Annotated in this window: 13 protein-coding genes; 8 read left to right on the forward strand and 5 right to left on the reverse strand. The window is 73.7% G+C overall.

Features of this window, described 5'->3' with window-relative positions; genetic code table 11:
• Positions 1-102: 102 nt before the first annotated feature.
• The gene (gene lon, locus ACVMYR_RS26275) at positions 103-2,433 is read left to right on the forward strand and encodes an endopeptidase La (protein ID WP_077940095.1); all 2,331 of its coding nucleotides are present in this window, start codon (positions 103-105) and stop codon (positions 2,431-2,433) included.
• 126 nt (positions 2,434-2,559) lie between these two features.
• On the opposite strand, the gene ACVMYR_RS26280 is transcribed toward lon, so the two are convergent.
• Complete coding sequence (locus ACVMYR_RS26280; protein WP_396788395.1) at positions 2,560-3,069, reverse strand: MarR family winged helix-turn-helix transcriptional regulator; 510 nt, start codon at positions 3,067-3,069, stop codon at positions 2,560-2,562.
• A 110-nt stretch (positions 3,070-3,179) separates the two neighbouring features.
• Between ACVMYR_RS26280 and ACVMYR_RS26285 the strand changes: the two genes are divergently transcribed.
• Positions 3,180-3,551, forward strand: coding sequence for a DoxX family protein (locus tag ACVMYR_RS26285; RefSeq protein ID WP_077940101.1), 372 nt, complete (start codon positions 3,180-3,182; stop codon positions 3,549-3,551).
• Positions 3,552-3,600: 49 nt separating this feature from the next.
• On the opposite strand, the gene ACVMYR_RS26290 is transcribed toward ACVMYR_RS26285, so the two are convergent.
• The gene (locus ACVMYR_RS26290; protein WP_077940102.1) at positions 3,601-5,325 is read right to left on the reverse strand and encodes a DEAD/DEAH box helicase; all 1,725 of its coding nucleotides are present in this window, start codon (positions 5,323-5,325) and stop codon (positions 3,601-3,603) included.
• Between the two features lie 124 nt (positions 5,326-5,449).
• On the opposite strand from ACVMYR_RS26290, the gene ACVMYR_RS26295 reads away from it, so the two are divergent.
• From ACVMYR_RS26295 to ACVMYR_RS26315, 5 genes are all read left to right on the forward strand, one after another.
• Complete coding sequence (locus ACVMYR_RS26295) at positions 5,450-5,971, forward strand: 2'-5' RNA ligase family protein (RefSeq protein WP_077940103.1); 522 nt, start codon at positions 5,450-5,452, stop codon at positions 5,969-5,971.
• A 171-nt stretch (positions 5,972-6,142) separates the two neighbouring features.
• Positions 6,143-8,377, forward strand: coding sequence for a glycoside hydrolase family 9 protein (locus ACVMYR_RS26300; RefSeq protein ID WP_457123020.1), 2,235 nt, complete (start codon positions 6,143-6,145; stop codon positions 8,375-8,377).
• 421 nt (positions 8,378-8,798) lie between these two features.
• Positions 8,799-9,764, forward strand: a complete 966-nt coding sequence (locus ACVMYR_RS26305; RefSeq protein WP_077940105.1) for a DUF5715 family protein — start codon at positions 8,799-8,801, stop codon at positions 9,762-9,764.
• Positions 9,765-9,767: 3 nt separating this feature from the next.
• Positions 9,768-11,369: an asparagine synthetase B family protein gene (locus tag ACVMYR_RS26310; protein WP_457123021.1), complete on the forward strand. Its 1,602-nt coding sequence runs from the start codon at positions 9,768-9,770 to the stop codon at positions 11,367-11,369.
• A gap of 127 nt (positions 11,370-11,496) precedes the next feature.
• On the forward strand, positions 11,497-11,730 hold the full coding sequence (locus tag ACVMYR_RS26315; RefSeq protein WP_077940107.1) for a DUF6289 family protein: 234 nt from the start codon (positions 11,497-11,499) through the stop codon (positions 11,728-11,730).
• 49 nt (positions 11,731-11,779) lie between these two features.
• On the opposite strand, the gene ACVMYR_RS26320 is transcribed toward ACVMYR_RS26315, so the two are convergent.
• Positions 11,780-14,800, reverse strand: a complete 3,021-nt coding sequence (locus tag ACVMYR_RS26320; RefSeq protein WP_457123022.1) for a carbohydrate binding domain-containing protein — start codon at positions 14,798-14,800, stop codon at positions 11,780-11,782.
• Positions 14,801-15,038: 238 nt separating this feature from the next.
• A complete protein-coding gene (locus ACVMYR_RS26325; protein ID WP_431897703.1) occupies positions 15,039-16,304 on the reverse strand; it encodes an SLC13 family permease in 1,266 nt (421 codons plus the stop codon).
• A gap of 150 nt (positions 16,305-16,454) precedes the next feature.
• Here ACVMYR_RS26325 and ACVMYR_RS26330 point away from each other — a divergent pair, with 150 nt between their 5' ends.
• A complete protein-coding gene (locus ACVMYR_RS26330; RefSeq protein ID WP_431897705.1) occupies positions 16,455-17,456 on the forward strand; it encodes a linear amide C-N hydrolase in 1,002 nt (333 codons plus the stop codon).
• Between the two features lie 136 nt (positions 17,457-17,592).
• On the opposite strand, the gene ACVMYR_RS26335 is transcribed toward ACVMYR_RS26330, so the two are convergent.
• Positions 17,593-18,624 carry a hypothetical protein gene (locus ACVMYR_RS26335; protein WP_077940116.1) on the reverse strand — a complete coding sequence of 344 codons (1,032 nt, stop codon included), beginning with the start codon at positions 18,622-18,624 and terminating at the stop codon, positions 17,593-17,595.
• Positions 18,625-18,640 lie beyond the last annotated feature (16 nt).

Raw genomic sequence — 18,640 nt, forward strand, 5'->3', positions numbered from 1 at the left:
GCGCGGCGGGGGTCGGCGTGTCCCGGGTCACATTCCGGAACAACGGGAGCCGGCCCGGACTTGAGCCTGACACGCTCAAGTCAACGCGATGGCAGGTGTTCGATGGCAACTCTTCCGGTACTACCCCTCACCGACGCCGTCCTGCTGCCCGGCATGGTCGTCCCGGTGACCCTCGACCCCACCACCCAGGCCGCGGTCGATGCCGCGCGCGCCACTGGCGACAAGAAGGTCCTCGCCGTGCCCCGCATCGACGGCGAGTACGGCTCCGTCGGCGTGATCGCCACCATCGAGAAGGTCGGCCGGCTGCCCGACGGCGAGCCGGCCGCCGTGGTCCGCGGCCTGTCCCGGGCCCGGATCGGCTCCGGCGTCCCCGGGCCCGGCGCCGCCCTCTGGGTCGAGGCGACCGAGCTCGACGAGCCCGCCCCGGCCGGCAGGGCCCGGGACCTGGCCCGCGAGTACCGCGCTCTGATGACCTCGGTCCTGCAGCAGCGCGGCGCCTGGCAGGTCATCGACGCCATGGAGCGCATGACCGACCTCTCCGAGCTGGCCGACGCGGCCGGCTACGCGCCCTGGCTCACCCTGGCGCAGAAGACCGAGCTGCTCGCCGCCGCCGACGTGACCGCCCGGCTGGAGCTGCTGGTCGGTTGGGTGCGTGAGCACCTGGCCGAGCAGGAGGTCACCGAGCAGATCAACAGCGACGTGCGCGAGGGCCTGGAGAAGACCCAGCGCGAGTTCCTGCTCCGCCAGCAGCTCGCCGCGATCCGCAAGGAGCTCGGCGAGGACTCCCCGGACGGCTCCGCCGACTACCGGGCCCGGGTGGAGGCCGCCACGCTGCCGGAGAAGGTCCGCGAGGCGGCGCTGCGCGAGGTCGGCAAGCTGGAGCGCGCCAGCGACGCCTCCCCGGAGGCGGGCTGGATCCGCACCTGGCTCGACACGGTCCTCGAGATGCCGTGGACCACGCGTACCGAGGACAACACCGACCTGGCCGCGGCCCGCGCCGTGCTCGACGCCGACCACGCCGGCCTGGCCGACGTCAAGGACCGCATCCTGGAGTACCTCGCGGTGCGCAACCGCCGCGCCGAGCGCAACCTCGGCGTGGTCGGCGGGCGCGGGTCCGGGGCGGTGCTCGCCCTCGCCGGCCCGCCCGGCGTCGGCAAGACCAGCCTCGGCGAGTCCGTGGCCCGGGCGCTCGGGCGCAACTTCGTCCGGGTCTCCCTCGGCGGCGTCCGCGACGAGGCGGAGATCCGGGGCCACCGGCGCACGTACGTCGGCGCGCTGCCCGGCCGGATCGTCCGCGCCCTGCGTGAGGCCGGCTCGATGAACCCGGTCGTGCTCCTCGACGAGGTCGACAAGCTGGCCGTCGGGTATTCCGGCGACCCCGCCGCCGCCCTGCTGGAGGTGCTCGACCCGGCGCAGAACCACACGTTCCGCGACCACTACCTGGAGGTCGACCTCGACCTGTCCGACGTGCTCTTCCTGGCCACCGCCAACGTGGTGGAGACCATCCCCGGCCCGCTGCTGGACCGGATGGAGCTGGTCACCCTCGACGGCTACACCGAGGACGAGAAGGTCGCCATCGCCCGCGACCACCTGCTGCCCCGGCAGCTCCAGCGGGCCGGGCTGACCGCCGAGGAGGTCACCGTCGCCGACGACGCCCTCACCCTGATCGCGGGGGAGTATACCCGGGAGGCCGGTGTGCGGCAGCTCGAACGGGCCCTGGCGAAGATCCTGCGCAAGGTCGCCGTCGCTCTGGCCGACGACCCGACCCCGGTGCGGGTGGACGCGGACAACCTGGCCCGCTACCTGGGGCGGCCCCGGTTCACCCCGGAGTCGGCGGAGCGGACGGCGGTGCCCGGTGTGGCCACCGGCCTCGCCGTGACCGGCGCGGGCGGCGACGTGCTCTTCATCGAGGCCACCAGCATGGAGGGCGAGCCGGGTCTGACGCTCACCGGCCAGCTCGGCGACGTGATGAAGGAGTCCGCCCACATCGCGCTGTCGTACCTGCGCTCCAACGGGCGTCGGCTCGGCATCGACCCGAACGCCCTCGCCGGGCGGCGGATCCACCTGCACGTCCCGGCGGGCGCGGTGCCGAAGGACGGGCCGAGCGCCGGCATCACCATGGTCACGGCGCTGGCGTCGCTGGTGACGGGCCGGCCGGTGCGCCCGGAGTTCGGGATGACCGGCGAGGTGACCCTCTCCGGGCGGGTGCTGCCCATCGGCGGGGTGAAGCAGAAGCTGCTCGCCGCGCACCGGGCCGGCCTGACCGAGGTGATCATCCCGGCGCGCAACGAGCCGGACCTGGACGACCTGCCGGCCGAGGTGCGCGGGGCGCTGACCGTGCACACCCTCGCCGACGTGGCCGACGTGCTCGCCCTGGCGCTGCGCCCGGCCGACGCCGACACCCGCACCGATCCGGCCCTCACGGCCGCCTGAGGGGTAAGCAGGGGCCCCTTGTTATCGCTCTTCCGATAACAAGGGGCCCTGCAAACAAGCCTCGCCCCGCGCGGCAGCCGACCGGTGGTGGGGCGGGGCGGCAGGCGCGGGGTGGGGTGGCCGGGGTCAGCGCCCGTCGGCGGTGCTCCCGCCGTGGTCGGACGACGCCGGGCAGTCGCCGGGCGGGGCGAGGCGGCTCAGCAGCGCGGCGGTGATCTCGCCGAGCTGCGTGACCTGGGTCGGGGTCAGCGCGTCGAAGACGAGCGAGCGGACGAGAGCCACGTGCCCCGGGGCGGCCGCGGCGAGGTGCGCGTACCCGGCGTCGGTGAGCACGGCCACGCACCCGCGGCCGTCGTCGTCGGCGCGCTCGCGGCGTACCCAGCCCCGGCGTTCCAGCCGGCCGACGAGGTGGGACAGGCGGGACTGCGAGCCGTTGGCCAGGGCGGCCAGCTCGCTCATCCGGCGCGAGCGCCCGGGGGCCTCGGCGAGGGTCGCCAGCACCCCGTACCCGAATCGGGTCAGGTCGGCGTCGCGCTGCAACTGCCCCTCGAGCTCGTTCGGCAGCAGCGTGAGCACGGCGAGCGTCCGTCGCCAGATCTCCTGCTCGCCGTCGGTCAGCCAGCGGGTGGGTTCCATGTCGCCAGCCTACCGAATACTTGACGCTTCAAGTATCTGCTCGTACGGTGGTCCTTGAAGCGTCAAGTATCTCGCCCGCCCACGCGGCGGTCCGCCATGGAGGCATCCCCATGAACATCGCCCTCTGGGCCCTGCAGATCCTGCTCGCCCTGGTCTTCGCCGGGGCCGGGCTCACCAAGGTCACCCAGCCCAAGGAGAAGCTGCGCGAGAAGATGGGCTGGGTCGAGGGGGTGCCGGACGGCGCGGTCAAGGCCCTCGGCGCGCTGGAGGTCCTCGCCGCGATCGGCCTGGTCCTGCCCGCCCTCACCGGCATCGCCACCGTGCTGACGCCGCTGGCCGCCGTGGGCGCAGCGATCGTGATGGCCGGCGCCGTCGTCGTGCACGCCCGGGCCAAGGAGTACCCGCCGGCCGCGTTCACCGCGCTGCTGCTGGTCGCCGCGCTCGTCGTCGCCTGGGGGCGGTTCGGCCCGTACGCGTTCTGACCGGCCCGGCCGGCCCGCGCCGTGGGCGCGGGCCGGCCGCCCGTGCTCGTCAGGGGCGGTCGCGGTCGCGGCGTACCGTCGTCTTGCGGCCCTTGATGGTGCTGTTGCGCAGCCCGGCGATCACCTCGTCCGCCACGGCCGCCGGCACCTCGACCAGCGAGAACCGGTCGGCGATCTCGATCGAGCCGATGTCGCGCCCGCTGACCCGGGTCTCCCCGGTGATCGCACCGACCAGGTCCTGCGGGCGCACCCCGGCGCGCCGGCCCAGCCCGATGAACACCTGCGTGGTGCCCCCGGAACGGGGCCGCCCGGGCCGCCGTTCGCCGCCGCGCCCCTCCTGCCCGGGGCGCCCCTCGCGCTGCGGGCGGACCGCGACCTGCGGGATCTCCTCCTCGTCGTCGTCCGAGCCCGGGGAGGCGGCCTCGTGGGCCAGCTTCACCGCCGCGAGCGCCACCTCCATCATGTCGAACTCGTCCGACAGTGACTCCACGATGACCCGGAACGGCTCCAGGTCGTCCTCCAGCAGGCTCTCCCGCAGCGCCGCCTGGGTCAGCTCCAGCCGCCGGGTGCGCAGGTCGGCCACCGTGGGGATCTTGTCGATGGCGATGCGCTGGCCGGTCACCCGCTCGATGGTCTTGAGCATCCGGTGCTCGCGCGGCTCGGCGAGGGTGATCGCCACCCCCTCCCGGCCCGCCCGCCCCACCCGGCCGATGCGGTGCACGTACGACTCCGGGGCCGACGGCACGTCGTAGTTGACCACGTGGGTGAGCTGCTCGACGTCCAGCCCCCGGGCCGCCACGTCGGTGGCCACCAGCAGGTCGGCCGTGCCGGCGCGCAGCCGGCCCATCACCCGGTCCCGCTGCTCCTGGCTCATCCCGCCGTGCAGCGCCTCGGCGCGGTAGCCCCGGCCGTTCATCGTCTCGGTGAGCCGGTCCACCTCCTCCCGGCTGCGGCAGAAGACGATCGCCGCGGTCGGCGACTCCACGTCCAGCACCCGGCCCAGCGCCGCCGGCTTGTGCGCGCGCGCCACGATGTACGCGCTCTGCCGCACCCGGGGCGTCTCGCCGGCCACCGGCTGCTCCCGGCCGATCTGGATCCGCACCGGGTCGGTCAGGTGCTGGCGGGCCATCCCGTCGATGCGCGACGGCATGGTGGCCGAGAACAGCACCGTCTGCCGCTGCTGCGGGGCGTGCTCCAGGATCGCCTCGATGTCCTCGGCGAAGCCCATGTCGAGCATCTCGTCGGCCTCGTCGAGCACCACCGTGGCCAGGCCGCCCAGCCGCAGGGTGCCCCGGGCGATGTGGTCCAGCGCCCGGCCCGGGGTCGCCACCACCACGTCCACCCCCAGGTCCAGGGCGCGCAGCTGCCGGCCGATCGGCTGGCCGCCGTAGATCGGCAGCACCCGGGCGCCCAGGTCCTTGCCGTAGCGGTGGAACGCCTCCGACACCTGCACCGCCAGCTCCCGGGTGGGCACCAGCACCAGGGCCACCGGCTCCCCGCCGGTCCGCCCGTCCGGCATCCGCTGCAACAGCGGCAACGCGAACGCGGCCGTCTTGCCGGTGCCGGTGGCCGCCTGACCGAGCAGGTCCCTGCCGGCCAGCAGGGGCGGGATCGCCTCCCGCTGGATCGGGGTCGGCTCCTCGTAGCCGAGGGCGGACAGCGCGCCGAGCAGTTCGGCGCGTAGCCCGAGGTCGGTGAAGGCGCTTGCCTCGTCTTCGACGCCGGGGGAGTGCGGGTCGGTCGGTGGATCCTGCCGTGCGGGTGCGGAGCTCATGCGACAAGCTTTTCATTCCCGCCCCGCCCGGGTTTCGCCGACCGGCGTAAACCGCGCCGCGCGTCACGTCCGACGCCGGCCGGCGGTTCTCCGGGGCACCCACCCGCCGGTTAGCCTGGCCGTCGTGCGTACCGTCGAACTGGTCTGCTGCCCACAGCTGGAGGCCGCGGTGCGTGCCGGATGGGACCGGCTCGCCGCCGCCGGCCTGCCCAGCCTGGCCCGCAACACCCACCCCACCAACCGTCCGCACCTGACGCTCGCGGCGGTCGACGAGTTCCCGCCGGGCACCCGCCGCCGGCTCGCCGCGCTCGTCGGGCGGGCCCTGCCCCTGCCGGTACGCCTCGACCGGATCGCCGTTCTCGACGGCAGCGCCCCGCTGGTCTGGCTGCTGCGCCCGGAGCCGGCCCTGACCGCCCTGCACGAGGCGGTCTGGGACGTCCTCGCCGGGGCCGACGGGCAGCGCCCCTGGCACGCCCCGGGGCGGTGGGTCCCGCACCTGAGCCTGGCGCTGCGCTTCCGCGCCGCCGACCGCCGGCTGGCCCGGGCAGTGGTCGGCGTGGACCGGCCGGCCGGGGAGTTCGTGGCCGCCCGCAGCTACGACGGCGCCACGAGGACGGTCGGCCTGCTCGGCTCCGCCGGGAGCTGATCTCGACGCGTCCCGCGGCACGAAGGTGCGACGGTGGTCGATCGCCTTCCCGTGCGGTGATGGCCTAGGGTTGGTCCAGCGCTCCCGTCGACGGTCTGTCCGACCGCCCGGCGGCTTTGTGCTGGGCAGGTCCGGCAGGTGGTCAACCCGACGCACCCCGGAAGAGGAACGATGCCCCTCCGCAAGCGCCCGGCCGCCATAGCGGCCGCCACCCTGCTCACCCTGAGTGCCCTGGCCGTCGTGCCGTCCATCGCGGCCGCCGCTCCCGACCCGGGCGGCCCGGTGAAGGTGAACCAGGTCGCGTACGTGCCCGGCACCCCCAAGCAGGCCACCGTGGTCAGCACGTCGACCAGCCCGCTGGCCTGGACCCTGCGCAACGCCGCCGGCGCGACCGTCGCCTCCGGCCAGACCACCGTACGCGGCGCGGACGCCCTCTCCGGCGACAGCGTCCACGTCGCCGACTTCTCCGCCTACGACACCGTGGGCAGCGGCTACGTGCTCACGGTCGGTGGGAACAGCAGCCACCCCTTCGACATCTCCGCCGACGCGGTGCGCCGGCTGCGCACCGACGCGTTGGCGTTCTTCTACCACCAGCGCAGCGGCACGCCGATCGAGTCGCGGTACGTCGGCTCCCGCTACTCCCGCCCCGCCGGGCACGTCAACGTCGCCCCGAACCAGGGCGACAACGCGGTGCCCTGCCGCACCTCCTGCGGCTACACCCTCGACGTGCGGGGCGGCTGGTACGACGCCGGCGACCACGGCAAGTACGTCGTCAACGGCGGCCTGGCCACCTGGCAGCTGCAGAACATCCACGAGCGTGCCCTGCACGTGACCGGGGCCGACCGGGCCGGGCTCGCCGACGGCACGCTGGCGATCCCCGAGCAGGCCAATGGGGTGCCCGACGTGCTGGACGAGGCGCGCTGGGAGTTGGAGTTCATGTTGAAGATGCAGGTGCCCGACGGGCGCACGAACGCCGGCATGGTGCACCACAAGATCCACGACCAGAACTGGACCGCGCTGCCGACCCGGCCGGAGTTGGACAGCCAGCCCCGGCTCCTCGCGCCGGTCAGCACCGCCGCGACCCTGAACCTGGCGGCGACCGCCGCGCAGGCGTCGCGGCTGTGGAAGTCCTACGACGCGACCTTCGCCGCCCGGGCGCTCGCCGCCGCCGAGAAGGCGTACGCCGCGGCGAAGGCGAACCCGAACCGGCTGGCGCCGGCCACCGACAACACCGGCGGCGGCGCGTACGAGGACAACAGCGTGGGCGACGAGTTCTACTGGGCGGCGGCCGAGCTGTACGCCACCACGGGCGCGGCCGGCTACCGGGCCGACGTGACCGGTTCGTCCTACTACAAGGGCACCAGCTTCGCCAACCGCGGCTACGACTGGAGCTGGACGGCCGGGCTCGGCGACACCACCCTGGCCCTGGTGCCCAACGGCCTGCCTGCCGCCGACCTGGCCGCCACCCGGGCCGCGATCGTGGCCTTCGCCGACCGGCTGCTGACCCAGACGGCCAGGCAGGGCTATCCGGCCCCGGGCAGCGGCGACGGGACGTACTACTGGGGCTCCAACGGCGCCGTCGCCAACAACGGCAACGTCCTGGCCCTCGCCTTCGACTTCACCGGCCAGCAGAAGTACCGCGCCGGGGCCTACGCCGCCTACGACTACCTGCTCGGCCGCAACCCGCTGAACCAGTCCTACGTGGCCGGTTACGGCGAGAAGCCGGTGCGCAACGTGCACCACCGGTTCTGGGCCAACCAGAACGACTCCTCGCTGCCCACCGCGCCGCCCGGCTCGCTCTCCGGCGGGCCGAACAGCCAGCTGCAGGACCCGGTGGCCGTGGCCCAGCTCTCCGGGTGCAAGCCGCAGAAGTGCTACGTCGACGACATCGAGGCGTACTCGGTCAACGAGGTGGCGATCAACTGGAACTCGGCGCTGGCCTGGCTGGCGAACTGGGCTGCGGAGCGGGCGGGCACCGGCGGCACGACGCCGGAGCCCACCCCGTCGCCGACCGTCTCGCCCTCGCCGACCGTCTCGCCGACGGTCTCGCCCACGGCCACGCCGACGCCCACGACCACGCCGCCGGCGGGCGGCTGCGCGGTGACGTACACGTCGAACAACTGGAGCAACGGCTTCAGCGGCAACCTGACCGTCACCAACAGTTCGGCCGCGACGTGGCCGTCGTGGACGCTGACCTTCCGGTTCACCGCCGGCCAGCAGATCAGCCAGGGCTGGTCCGGAAAGTTCAGCCAGAGCGGCGCCGAGGTCACGGTGACCAACGAGAGTTGGAACGCGGTCGTCGCCCCGGGCGGCTCGGTGAGCCTCGGGTTCAACGCCTCCCACACCGGCGTCAACCCGACCCCGGTGGGCTTCGCCGTCAACGGCACCGCCTGCACGCTGCGGTGACCGGGTGACCCGGTGACGAGGATGCCGGCCCCGCCGGCCTGATCCGGGTCCGTCGCCGATCCGGCCCTTCGCATGTGCAGTCGGTGAAGGGGGCTGCGGGATCGACGACGTTCGGCGAAACTGGTCAGGGGCCTCTTCCGATCGGAATCGAGGCCCGGGCGGACGGCCGGGGTGCCGCACCCACCCCGGCCGTCCTGCTCCATGCGGCGCCGCACCACCACCGAAGCGGCGTGGCAGCAGCGGCGGCTCAGTGGCAGACGCGCGCAGGTAGCCGAATCCGACGGTCCCCGTGGCTCCGCGCTGCCGTCGTACGGCGCGCATTCGGGGGAGATGGGAAGAATGTTCGGCCTGTGCCGGCTACTCGTGGTTACGGTGCTTTTGACAGCAACCGCGCCGTGTCGTACCGGGAGAGGACCCGACCATGCGAGTGCCCAGCCGAAGCTCCGGCCAGCAGCCCGGCACCTCCGTCGCGTCCACCGCACCGGCGCGGCGCGTGCCGCGGGGCGTCGCCCCCCGCCCGGCCCCGCCGACGCCCGACCTCGACGCCTACCGGGCCGCCGTGACGGACCTGCTCGTCGAGGTCGGCGCGTTGGCCGACCCGGACTCGGCGGGGGCCCGCCAGGTGCTGCTCGACGAGCGGCTGCGTGAGCCGGCGATCGCCGCGGTGCTCGACGCCACCGCCCAGGGCCTCGTCGGCGCCCGGGAGACGCTGCTGCTGGAGATGGCCCGCTACCAGCCCAGTCCGCGCAGCTCCGCCGGTGACCTGGCCGCCCTCGTCCGGATCTACCTGCTCTCCCGCATCGACGTGATGTGGTGGCGCGACGCCACCACCTTCATGACCGACGCGCAGGTCCACGCCAGCAGCGAGCTGGTCGACCTGGAGTGGCTGCGCCGCCGCGACCTGCTCCGCTTCCGCTACCAGGAACAGCCCGCCACCGTCGTCGGCCGGGGCGTGCGGGCGGTGCGCCGCCGGCTGCTGCCGGACGCCCGGCCGCGTACCGCCGGCCTGAAGTTCCGCCGGGCCCGGCGCGAGGTGATCGGCCTGCTCAACGACATCGGCCGCGAGTTCGCCCGCAGCGCCCCGCCCGGCACCCCGCCGCTGTGGGTGACCAGCCTGGTGCGCAGCGCCGAGCACCAGCACCGGCTGCGCCGCCTCGGCTACGCCGCGATGGTGCCCAGCGGCCACTGCCTCGGCTACGCCGTCGACGTGGAGATGTCCTGGTTCCAGCGGTTCGGCGCCCGGGACGTGCTGGCCGGCCTGCTGCGGGCCCGCCAGCAGGCCGGGGAGATCAACGTGGTCGACGAGGGGCAGGCCTGGCACGTGTGCCTCGCGCCGGCCGCCCGGGCGCGGTTCCGCCGCGCGTACGAGGCCGAGATGGGGGTCTGAGCCGTGTGCGGCATCGCTCTGAGCCTCGGCCCCGAGGCCGACCCGGCCACCTTCCGGCGGATGCTGGCCGTCCTCGCCCCGCGCGGCGAGGTGACCGAGACCCGTCGGGAGGCGGGCCTGCTCGCCGGCACCCGCCGGCTGCGGATCGTCGACCGGGAACGGGCGGTGCAGCCCTGGGTCTCCGCCGACGAGCGCCTCCTGCTCTGTTTCAACGGCGAGGTCTTCAACCACCGGGAGCTGCGCGTCGAACTGACCCGGCTGGGGCACGCGTTCCGCAGCGAGAGCGACACCGAGGTGGTGCTCGCCGCCTTCGAACGCTGGGGCGAGGACGCGGTGCGGCGGCTGCGCGGCGAGTACGCCTTCGTCGTGGTCGAGCGGGCCACCGGCCGCGCGTACCTGGCCCGCGACCCGCTCGGGGTGAAGCCGCTGTACTGGTCCCGGGTGCCGGGCTGCCTGCACCTGGCCAGCGAGGTCAAGGCCCTGGTGGGGCACGGCGCCCCGGTCGCCGAGGTGCCCCCGGGGCACCACGGCTGGGCCGAGCCGGGCGGCCACGTCCGGCTGCGCCCGTACGTCGACCTGCTCACTCTCGGCGACGGGCTGCCCGTGGTGGACGACCCGGACGAGGCCGCCCTGCTCGTCCGGGCCGCCCTCACCGACAGCATCCGGATGCGGCTGGACACCGACCTCACCGTCGGCGTGGTGCTCTCGGGCGGGCTGGACAGCTCGCTCGCCCTGCTGCACACCCACCAGCTGCACCCCGACTGCGTGGCGGTGACCGTCGGGGCGCCGGGCAGCCCCGACGTGGCGTACGCCCGGCGGCTCGCCGCCGACCTGGGGGTGCCGCACGAGGTGATCGAGCTGCGTCCGCGCGACATCCGGCTCGCCGACGTGCGGGAGGCCATCCGGATCTCCGAGCTGACCGAGTACGGGGACATCATCAACGCCGTGGTCTCGGTGCCGATCTTCCGGCGGCTGCGTGACCTGGGCGTCAAGGTGGTGCTCACCGGCGACGGCTCCGACGAGCTGTTCGGCGGCTACCCCATGTACCACCAGGTCGGCCCCGAGCGGGCCCGCCGGCTGTTCCTGCACAAGATCCGCAACCTGTGCCGTACGGAGTTGCAGCGGGTGGACCGCGCGAGCATGGCCCACGGGGTGGAGGCGCGGGTGCCGTTCCTCGACCTGAGCGTGGTGGAGTTGGCGATGCGGCTGCCGCTGGAGCTGAAGCTGCGGGAGGGCCAGGAGAAGTGGATCGTCCGCCGGGCGTTCGCCGACGTGCTGCCCGATTACGTGCGGCGGCGGCCGAAGAACCCGATGTCGTACTCGTCGGGGCTGCACGAGCGGGCCCGGCTCTACAAGCCGCTCTTCGCCCGGCTGCACCGCTCCTTCGGCTACGACCTGCTCGACCCGGTGCGCCGGGACTTCGACAGCGTGCTCACCCGCTGCGGCAACGACCTGGACCGGGCCATCGCCGACGGGCTGGCCAGGCCGGACTACACGGTGCTGGAACACGCCCGGGACCTGGTGGGCGCGGCGAAGTGGAACGCCGCGCCGGTGGTCCGCCGGCTGGTCGGCCCGCGCGCCACCCGCCGGACCCCGGTCGGCTGACGAGCCCACCCCTACGGCCGTTGCCCCAGCCACTGTGGACCACTACGTTGATCGATACACAGGCGGCCGGTGGGACGACGAGTCACCCCGGGCGTGACGCCCCACCCGTCGCCGGAAGGGGACCCGCGTGATCCGCCGCGTGCTGCTGACCGCCGCCCTGGTGGGCGCCTCCGTGCTCGTCGTGCCGGGCTCGCCCGCGCAGGCCCGCGCCTGCCGGATCGACCACGAGTGCGTGACCACCTACTACTCCGACTCCAGCCACACCACCGTGCTGGGGGAGAAGTACGAGAGCTGCTCCGGCACGGTCTACACCTGGGGTGTCCGCTCCGGCTACCCGACGTTCGTCGAGAGCCCCTGCTGAATCCGGCTGCCTGTGGTGGGGCGGCTCGGCGGCCGCCCCACCACACCCGTCACCGCAGGTAGGGGCCGGTCTCGCCGATCTTGCCCGGGGCCGGGTTGCCCGGCAGGTCGAGCACGTACACCCGCAGGTTGCCCTGGCCGCTGACGGTCGCGGTCAGCGTCCCGTTGCCGACGGTCTGCACGTCGCCGGTGACCGCGTCGACGTACCGGCCGTTGGGCACGCCGGTGAACGTCGCGCTGCCGGAGACCGTGACCAGCGCGAAGCTGTCCACCGCGCCGGAGGTGAACCGGCGCTTGTACGCCATGGAGCCGCTGATCCCCTCGGTCGAGTACTGCCCCTTCTGCAGGGCCGGCACCGCCCGGCGGATCTGGTTGAGCCGCTGCACGTGCTTGACCAGCGGCTTGCTGAGCGTCGTGGCCACGGCCCCGGTGGCGGAGCCGACCTTGCCGAAGTCCGTCGCGGTGACCGTGCCCTGGAGATGGTCGCCGTAGTAGGCCCGGCCGGTGGTCGCCAGGGGGCAGGTCGGCCCGCAGTCGATCTTCGCGCCCTTCTGGAACTCGATCTCGGAGCCGTAGTAGAGCGTCGGGATGCCCCGGAACGTCCACATCAGGCTCATGTTCTCCGCCCAGGCGTCGGTGCCCCCGGTGTAGCGGGTGTTCGACTTGTTCGGGCCGTAGTCGTGGCTGTCGACGTAGACGACGTTGTAGGTGGCGTCGTTGTAGCTGTCGTCGGAGTCCCTGCCGTTGCCGTACGCGTTGTGGGCATCACCGAAGTTCATGTGCATCCGCATGTCGATGACGTTCATGCCGGAGAACTTCGAGTGGTCCGGGGCGTGGTAGGTGTTGCCGCGCAGGAACGCGTTGTCGCTGGTGGGCTGCCCGGCGGGACCGGCGAGCTGCTCGTAGTCGTACTGCTCGATCGCGGCCTTGACGTCGTCGGGGCTGTATTCCTTGCGCTCCTTCCAGGTGAAGAACTGCGCCGAGTGGTTGACCGACCCCCGGTTCCACTTGTCGTTGACGAACGCGGCGACCTCACCGAAGACGTAGAAGTCCTTGCCCTTCTCGCCGTGTTTGGCCAGGGCGTGCTGCTGGATCGCCGGCAGGAAGCGGCGGTTCCAGGTCACCCGGGGGATGTGCACGGCCGTGTCGATCCGGAAGCCGTCCACCCCCATGTCGATGTACCGGTTGTACGCGTCGATCAGGTACTTCTGCACGGTCGGGTTCTCGGTGTTGAAGTCGGCCAGGTCCTCGTGCAGCCAGCAGCTGCGCGCGTCCTCGCCCTCCCAGTTGCCGATCCAGCACTGGTGGTAGAGGTCGGCCGGGAAGAGCTTGCTGGTCGGGGTGGGCCACTGGCACTCGTACAGCTTGAAGCCCTCCGGGCTGGTGCCGTTGGGCGTGCCCCAGCGGGGGCACTGGTTGCCGGCCGGCGCGGCGGTGGACCAGACGTCCCCGTTGTACGGGCGGCCCTGGGCCAGCGCGTTCTGCGCGGGGGTCAACTCCGGGTCGGTGCCGGCGTGCTCCACCATGGGGTCGTACTCGCGGCCCGCCTCGGGCTTGCTGTACATCCACTTCCACTGCTCGTCGCGCACCCCGTACACCGTGGGGGTGAACAGGCCCTTGGCGCCCCAGCGGGAGCTGTGGTTGTAGACGACGTCCTGGAAGATCTTGATGCCCTTGCCGTGCGCGGCGTTGATCAGGTCCTGGTAGCTCGCGCCGGGGCTCTCCAGGCGCGGGTCGACCCGGTAGAAGTCCCAGCCGTGGTAGCCGTGGAAGTCGTAGTCGGAGCGGTTCAGCACGACCGGGGTGATCCACAGGGCGGAGAAGCCGAGCCCCTTGATGTAGTCCAGCTTGTCGATCAGGCCCTTGAAGTCGCCCCGGAACATCGGGTCGTCGTTCGCCGCGTTGCCGGACTTCACGTGCTGGCTGCCGCCCCGGTTGTTGGTGCTGTCGCCGTCGGCGAACCGGGCGGTCATCACGAAGTAGATGGTGTCCTCGCGGGGGTCGCCGCCCAGGGGGCTGCCGGCCGCCGCCGGCGGCGGGGCGTCGCCGGTGGTCGCCGCGGCCGGTGCGCTGGCCGCCGAGGTGTTGCCCGCCGCGTCGTACGCCCGCACCGTGTACTCGTAGCGGGTGTTGGCGGTCAGCGTGCCGTCGACGTGGCTGGTGCCGGTGGTGGTCACCGTGACCGTGCCCTCCGGCCCGCCGGTGCGGGTGAGCCGGTAGCCGGTGACGGCCCGGTCGTCGGTGGCCGCCGCCCAGGACACCGCCACCCGCAGGCCGTTGGCGGTCGCGCCCAGCCCGGTGGGGGTGGACGGGGCGGTGGTGTCGGGGGTCTCCGGGGCGCACGGCGCGCTCGCCCCGGCCGTCACCACGCCGGCCTTGACCGTGCTCACCCCGGCGCCGATGGTGTAGTCCGCGCCGTTGTTGTTGTCCCAGGTCCCGGTGCCGTTGTTGAACGCCGCCTTCAGCGTCGCGGCGCTGCCGAGGTCGACCACGCGGCGGGCCCACCCGGTGCAGCCGGCCTCCATCGGCACCCCGGGCACGGCGGTCCAGGCCCCGCCGGCGGGCTGGTAGTGGATGTTCGCGCTTGCCCAGCCCCGGGTGGCGAGGTGGTACCAGACCTCGGCGGTGCGGGTGGCCGGCGTTCCGGTCGGCGCGGGGGTGGCCGTCGGAGTGGGCGAGGGGGTGCCGGCGCACGGGTCGGACGTGCCGACCACGCCGCCGGAGACGGTCACCGTCCCGGTGCCGGTGCGGTAGTTCGCGCCGTTGTTGTTGTCCCACGCGCCGGCGTTGTTGTTGAAGACCACCTGGAGGCCGGTGGCCGAGCCGGCGTCGATGGTGCGCTTGCGCCAGCCGGTGCAGGCGGCCTCCATCGCCACCCCCGGGACGGCCGTCCAGGCGCCGCCGTCCGGGGCGTAGTGGATGTTGACGGTCCCGGTCCAGGCGGTGGGGGGTCGGTAGTAGACGGTCACCGTGTTCGCGGCGGCGGCCGTGCTGAGCGGGGCGAGCCCGACGGTGAGGCCGGCGGCCAGCGCGGCCCCGATCATCCGTCGTCGTCCGGTGCGGCGGGGCATCGGACCTCCTCGGGGGTGGGCGTCGGCGTGGCCGACGGGGGTGATGGGGTGCGGAAGGCCGTCGGCCCGGGGGAGGGCCTGTCCGATCCGAGCAAGCGGATGACGTCATCCGGCAGGGATCGGCGAATCCTTCTGCAAGTTCTTGCAAGTGGCGAGAAAGTTACCACCATCAACCTGTGGACACCAGATGTTCACAACCGCTGCGCGCCGAACCTCCGGCGTGGGTGGTGCCCCCGGGTCAGCCGGTGAGCAGCAGCGCGCCCACGCCGGCGGCCGTCGCGGCCACGGCGAGCAGGGCACCGGCGGCCAGGAACCGGCCCAGCGGCACGGCCACCCCGGCGGCCCGGCAGCGCTCGTACCACAGCAGGGTGGCCAGCGACGCCCACGGTGTGACCAGCGGGCCGGCGTTCGTGCCGATCAACAGGGCCAGCAGCCGGGTCGCGTCGCCGGGCGGGAGCACCGCCTCGCCCGCCACGTACGCGGGCAGGTTGTTCACGACGTTGGACAGCAGCGCGCCCGTCCCGCCGGCCCGCAGCGCGCCGAACGCCCCGCTGTCCGGGCCGAGCAGCACGCCGACGACGTCGTCCAGCCCGTACCGGCCGAGGGTCTGCACCACCAGGAACAGCCCGGTGACGAAGACCAGCAGCCGCCACGGCACCAGCGCCGGGCGCAGCGCGGCCCGGTTGCGCGCGGCGAAGCCGACCAGCACCAGCCCGGCGGCCGCCGCGGAGGCGATCCCCACCTCCACCCCGGCGAGGATCCCGGCCACGAGGAGCAGGCAGCCGGCGAGCGCGATCCGGTACAGCACCCGGTCGGCGGGGACGTGCGGCCCGGGCGCGACGAACCGGTCGACACCGCGCCGCCCCCGGCGCCAGTAGCCGACCCAGAGCAGCGCCATGGTGGCCGCGATCGTGGCGGCCTGCGGCAGCGCCATCCGCGCCGCGTACGACAGCGGGTCGAGGTCGACCCGGTCGGCGGCCAGCAGGTTGGTCAGGTTCGACACCGGCAGCAGCAGGCTCGCCGTGTTGGCCAGCCACACCGTGGTCAGCGCCAGCGGCAGCGGCGGCATGCCCAGCCGCCGCGCCAGCGCCAGCATCACCGGCGTGAGCAGCACCGCCGTGGTGTCGAGGTTCAGCGCGATCGTGGTGGCGGAGGCGAAGCCGACGCAGAGCACGAACAGCGCCGGATAGCTGCCCCGGGCGGCGCGGGCCAGCCGCCCGGCCAGCACGTCGAACACGCCGGCCACCGCTGTCAGTTCGGCCAGCACCACCACCGTGCCGAGGAACAGCAGCAGCGGCAGGATGCGCCCCAGGGTGGCCACGGTCTCGGCGCGCGGCAGCAGGCCGGTCAGCGCGCAGGCCGCCCCGACCAGGGCCAGCGCCAGCGCGACCCGGTCGAGCGGGTGCAGCCGGCGCAGCCGCTCCAGCGGCCGGCGGGGGACGCGGCCGGTCGGTGCGGTCGGCTCGCCCCCGGTGCGTGCGGTCGGCTCGCCGTCAGGGTCCACGGCGGCTGATCCTCGCACGCCGGCCGGGCGGCCCCGGCGGTCCGCCACGCCGCTGTGACCGGGCCCTCCCGCTGCCGTCGGGCGAACCGCCCCGCCGGCCGTCGGACCGTGGTGGACAACGGTCGATGGCTGACCTAGCGTTCAGCCATCATGCGTAGGACCTTCCTGGGTGCCGGCCTGGCCCTGCTGCTCGCCGCCACCGCCTGCTCCGCCCCCGAGACCGCCGCCGCCCCGCCGCCGCCGTCGGCCGGCACGCCCACCGCGTCCCGGCAGGACCCGGCGCAGGCCGACCGGACCCTGGCCAGCCTGCGCCGGGTCGACGACCTGCCGATGTGGGAGATGACCTACGTCGGCGACTACGACCCGACCGTCGGCACCGACGCCGCGCCGCCCAGCCCGTTCGGCTGCTCGCTCTTCGCCGCCTCCGGCGACCCGAACCGCCCGCTGTTCGCCCGCAACTTCGACTGGGACGCCAACCCGGCACTGGTGCTGCGCACCGACTCGCCGGACGGGTACGCCACGGTCTCGCTGGTGGACATGTCCTACCTCGGCGTCGGTGCCGACCCCACCGGCGACCGCCGGCTGCTCAACGCGCCGCTGCTGCCGTTCGACGGGATGAACGAGCGGGGGCTGGCCGTCGGGCTGGCCGCCGACGACGGGGCCACCGCCCGCGCCGAGGCGGGCAAGCCCACGGTCGGTTCGGTACGCATCCTGCGGCTGGTGCTCGACCAGGCCGCCACGGTCGACGAGGCCGTCGCCGTCTTCGGCCGGCACAACCTCGACTTCGACGGCGGGCCCCCGCTGCACTACCTGCTCGCCGACGCCACCGGCGCGTCGGCCGTGGTCGAGTTCGTCGACGGCGCGATGCGGGTCGAGAAGGGGCAGGGCGGCTGGCAGGCGCTGACCAACGTGCCCGTCGTCGGCGTACCCGAAGAACGCCGGCGCACCGACCACCGCTACGGCGTGCTCGCCGCCGCCCTGACGAAGGCCGGCGGGGTCGTCGACGACCGGGCGGCGCTGGAACTGCTCAACGACGTGCGGCAGGGCCACACCCGCTGGTCGGTGACCTACGGGCTGCGCACCGGCGAGATCCACCTGCGCACGGCCACGGGCACCGAGCGGGAGTACCGCCTCCCGGTGACCCTGCCCTAGCCCGGCTGCCCACGGGCGACACGGCTGACCGCCGCCACGAGCGATCGTGGCGGCGGTCAGCCGCGTCGTACCGGTGTGGCCGGCGGGCCGGAGGGGATCCCGGCCCCCCGGCCCTCCGGTCCGCCGACCCGCCCGGTCAGCCCTTGCGGGGCTCGAAGGTGTAGTCCACCCCGCCGACGTCGAAGCTCTCCCCGAGCTTGCGCGCCGGGCCGACCTGGACGACCTGGAGGGTGTACGCCTTCTGCAGCGTCTCGCTGGTGGCGAAGCTCAGCTTCACGACGGGCCGCTCCTCGGGCTTGATCAGCAGGCCCTTGATCTGCGCCTTGTACGGGTCGACGATCTGGATGGCGCTGCGGCCGACGACCTGGATGCCCTCACCCTGACCGCCGGCGGCCCGCCAGCGCTCGAACAGCTCCGGCCCGAGGTCGGCGACGACCTTGACGCCGGGGGCCGGCTCGCCGAGCGGCCGGAACGCGAGGTCGAACGGGGCCGGCTCGGCCAGGGCGTTCGCCAGCGCGTACGGGCGGTCGGTGACCACGCCGCCGCCCGCCGGGACGGTGTTGGCGTTCTTCCAGGCGATGTTGTTGTTGTACTGCGTGTTGATGGAGGTCGCGGTGCCCTCGAACAGCATCGGGTCGGTCGCCGACTCCCAGCGCAGCAGCAGGCAGAAGTGCCCGATGGAGGGCACGTTCGGCCAGGCGATCGACGTCGTGGTGACCCCGGGGGCGACGGGCAGCGTCTTGGAGCCGATCGGCGTCCAGTGCATCGGCCAGTTCGCGGCGCCACCAGAGGTGGTGTAGTACGCCTTCAGCGTCCCGTTGCCGATTCCGGAACCGTACGGGCCATTGTTCCGCAGGTTCACGAAAATGTAGCTCGTCGATCCGACGATCGGGTTCGTGTGCGACGCGCACTCGACCGCGGTGGGGCAGATCTTGATGTCCGGGCTGTTGAAGAACGACGAGTAGATGGCCCCGTGCGGCTCGAACCCGGTGTCCGACGCGATGTCCCGCATGTAGACGTCGGTGCGGGCGTTCGCGGTGAAGTCGCCCTTGTCGATCGCGGCCGTGGCGGTGCCGCTCACGGAGAACGCGAGCGCGGCGGTCAGCAGGGCGCCGAACAGCAGTCGGGCCGTACGCCGCGGGCGTGGACGTGCCAGCGCGATTCTCATGTGCTGATTCCCCTTC

It is taken from the genome of Micromonospora sp. PTRAS2, from assembly GCF_054052245.1.

What these genes read in the sequence shown, in the direction of transcription:
- lon (WP_077940095.1), top strand. Translation starts at nt 103, where the DNA reads ATGGCAACTCTTCCGGTACTACCCCTCACCGACGCCGTCCTGCTGCCC.
- ACVMYR_RS26280 (WP_396788395.1), bottom strand. Translation starts at nt 3,069, where the DNA reads ATGGAACCCACCCGCTGGCTGACCGACGGCGAGCAGGAGATCTGGCGA.
- ACVMYR_RS26285 (WP_077940101.1), top strand. Translation starts at nt 3,180, where the DNA reads ATGAACATCGCCCTCTGGGCCCTGCAGATCCTGCTCGCCCTGGTCTTC.
- ACVMYR_RS26290 (WP_077940102.1), bottom strand. Translation starts at nt 5,325, where the DNA reads ATGAGCTCCGCACCCGCACGGCAGGATCCACCGACCGACCCGCACTCC.
- ACVMYR_RS26300 (WP_457123020.1), top strand. Translation starts at nt 6,143, where the DNA reads ATGCCCCTCCGCAAGCGCCCGGCCGCCATAGCGGCCGCCACCCTGCTC.
- ACVMYR_RS26305 (WP_077940105.1), top strand. Translation starts at nt 8,799, where the DNA reads ATGCGAGTGCCCAGCCGAAGCTCCGGCCAGCAGCCCGGCACCTCCGTC.
- ACVMYR_RS26320 (WP_457123022.1), bottom strand. Translation starts at nt 14,800, where the DNA reads ATGCCCCGCCGCACCGGACGACGACGGATGATCGGGGCCGCGCTGGCC.
- ACVMYR_RS26330 (WP_431897705.1), top strand. Translation starts at nt 16,455, where the DNA reads ATGCGTAGGACCTTCCTGGGTGCCGGCCTGGCCCTGCTGCTCGCCGCC.
- ACVMYR_RS26335 (WP_077940116.1), bottom strand. Translation starts at nt 18,624, where the DNA reads ATGAGAATCGCGCTGGCACGTCCACGCCCGCGGCGTACGGCCCGACTG.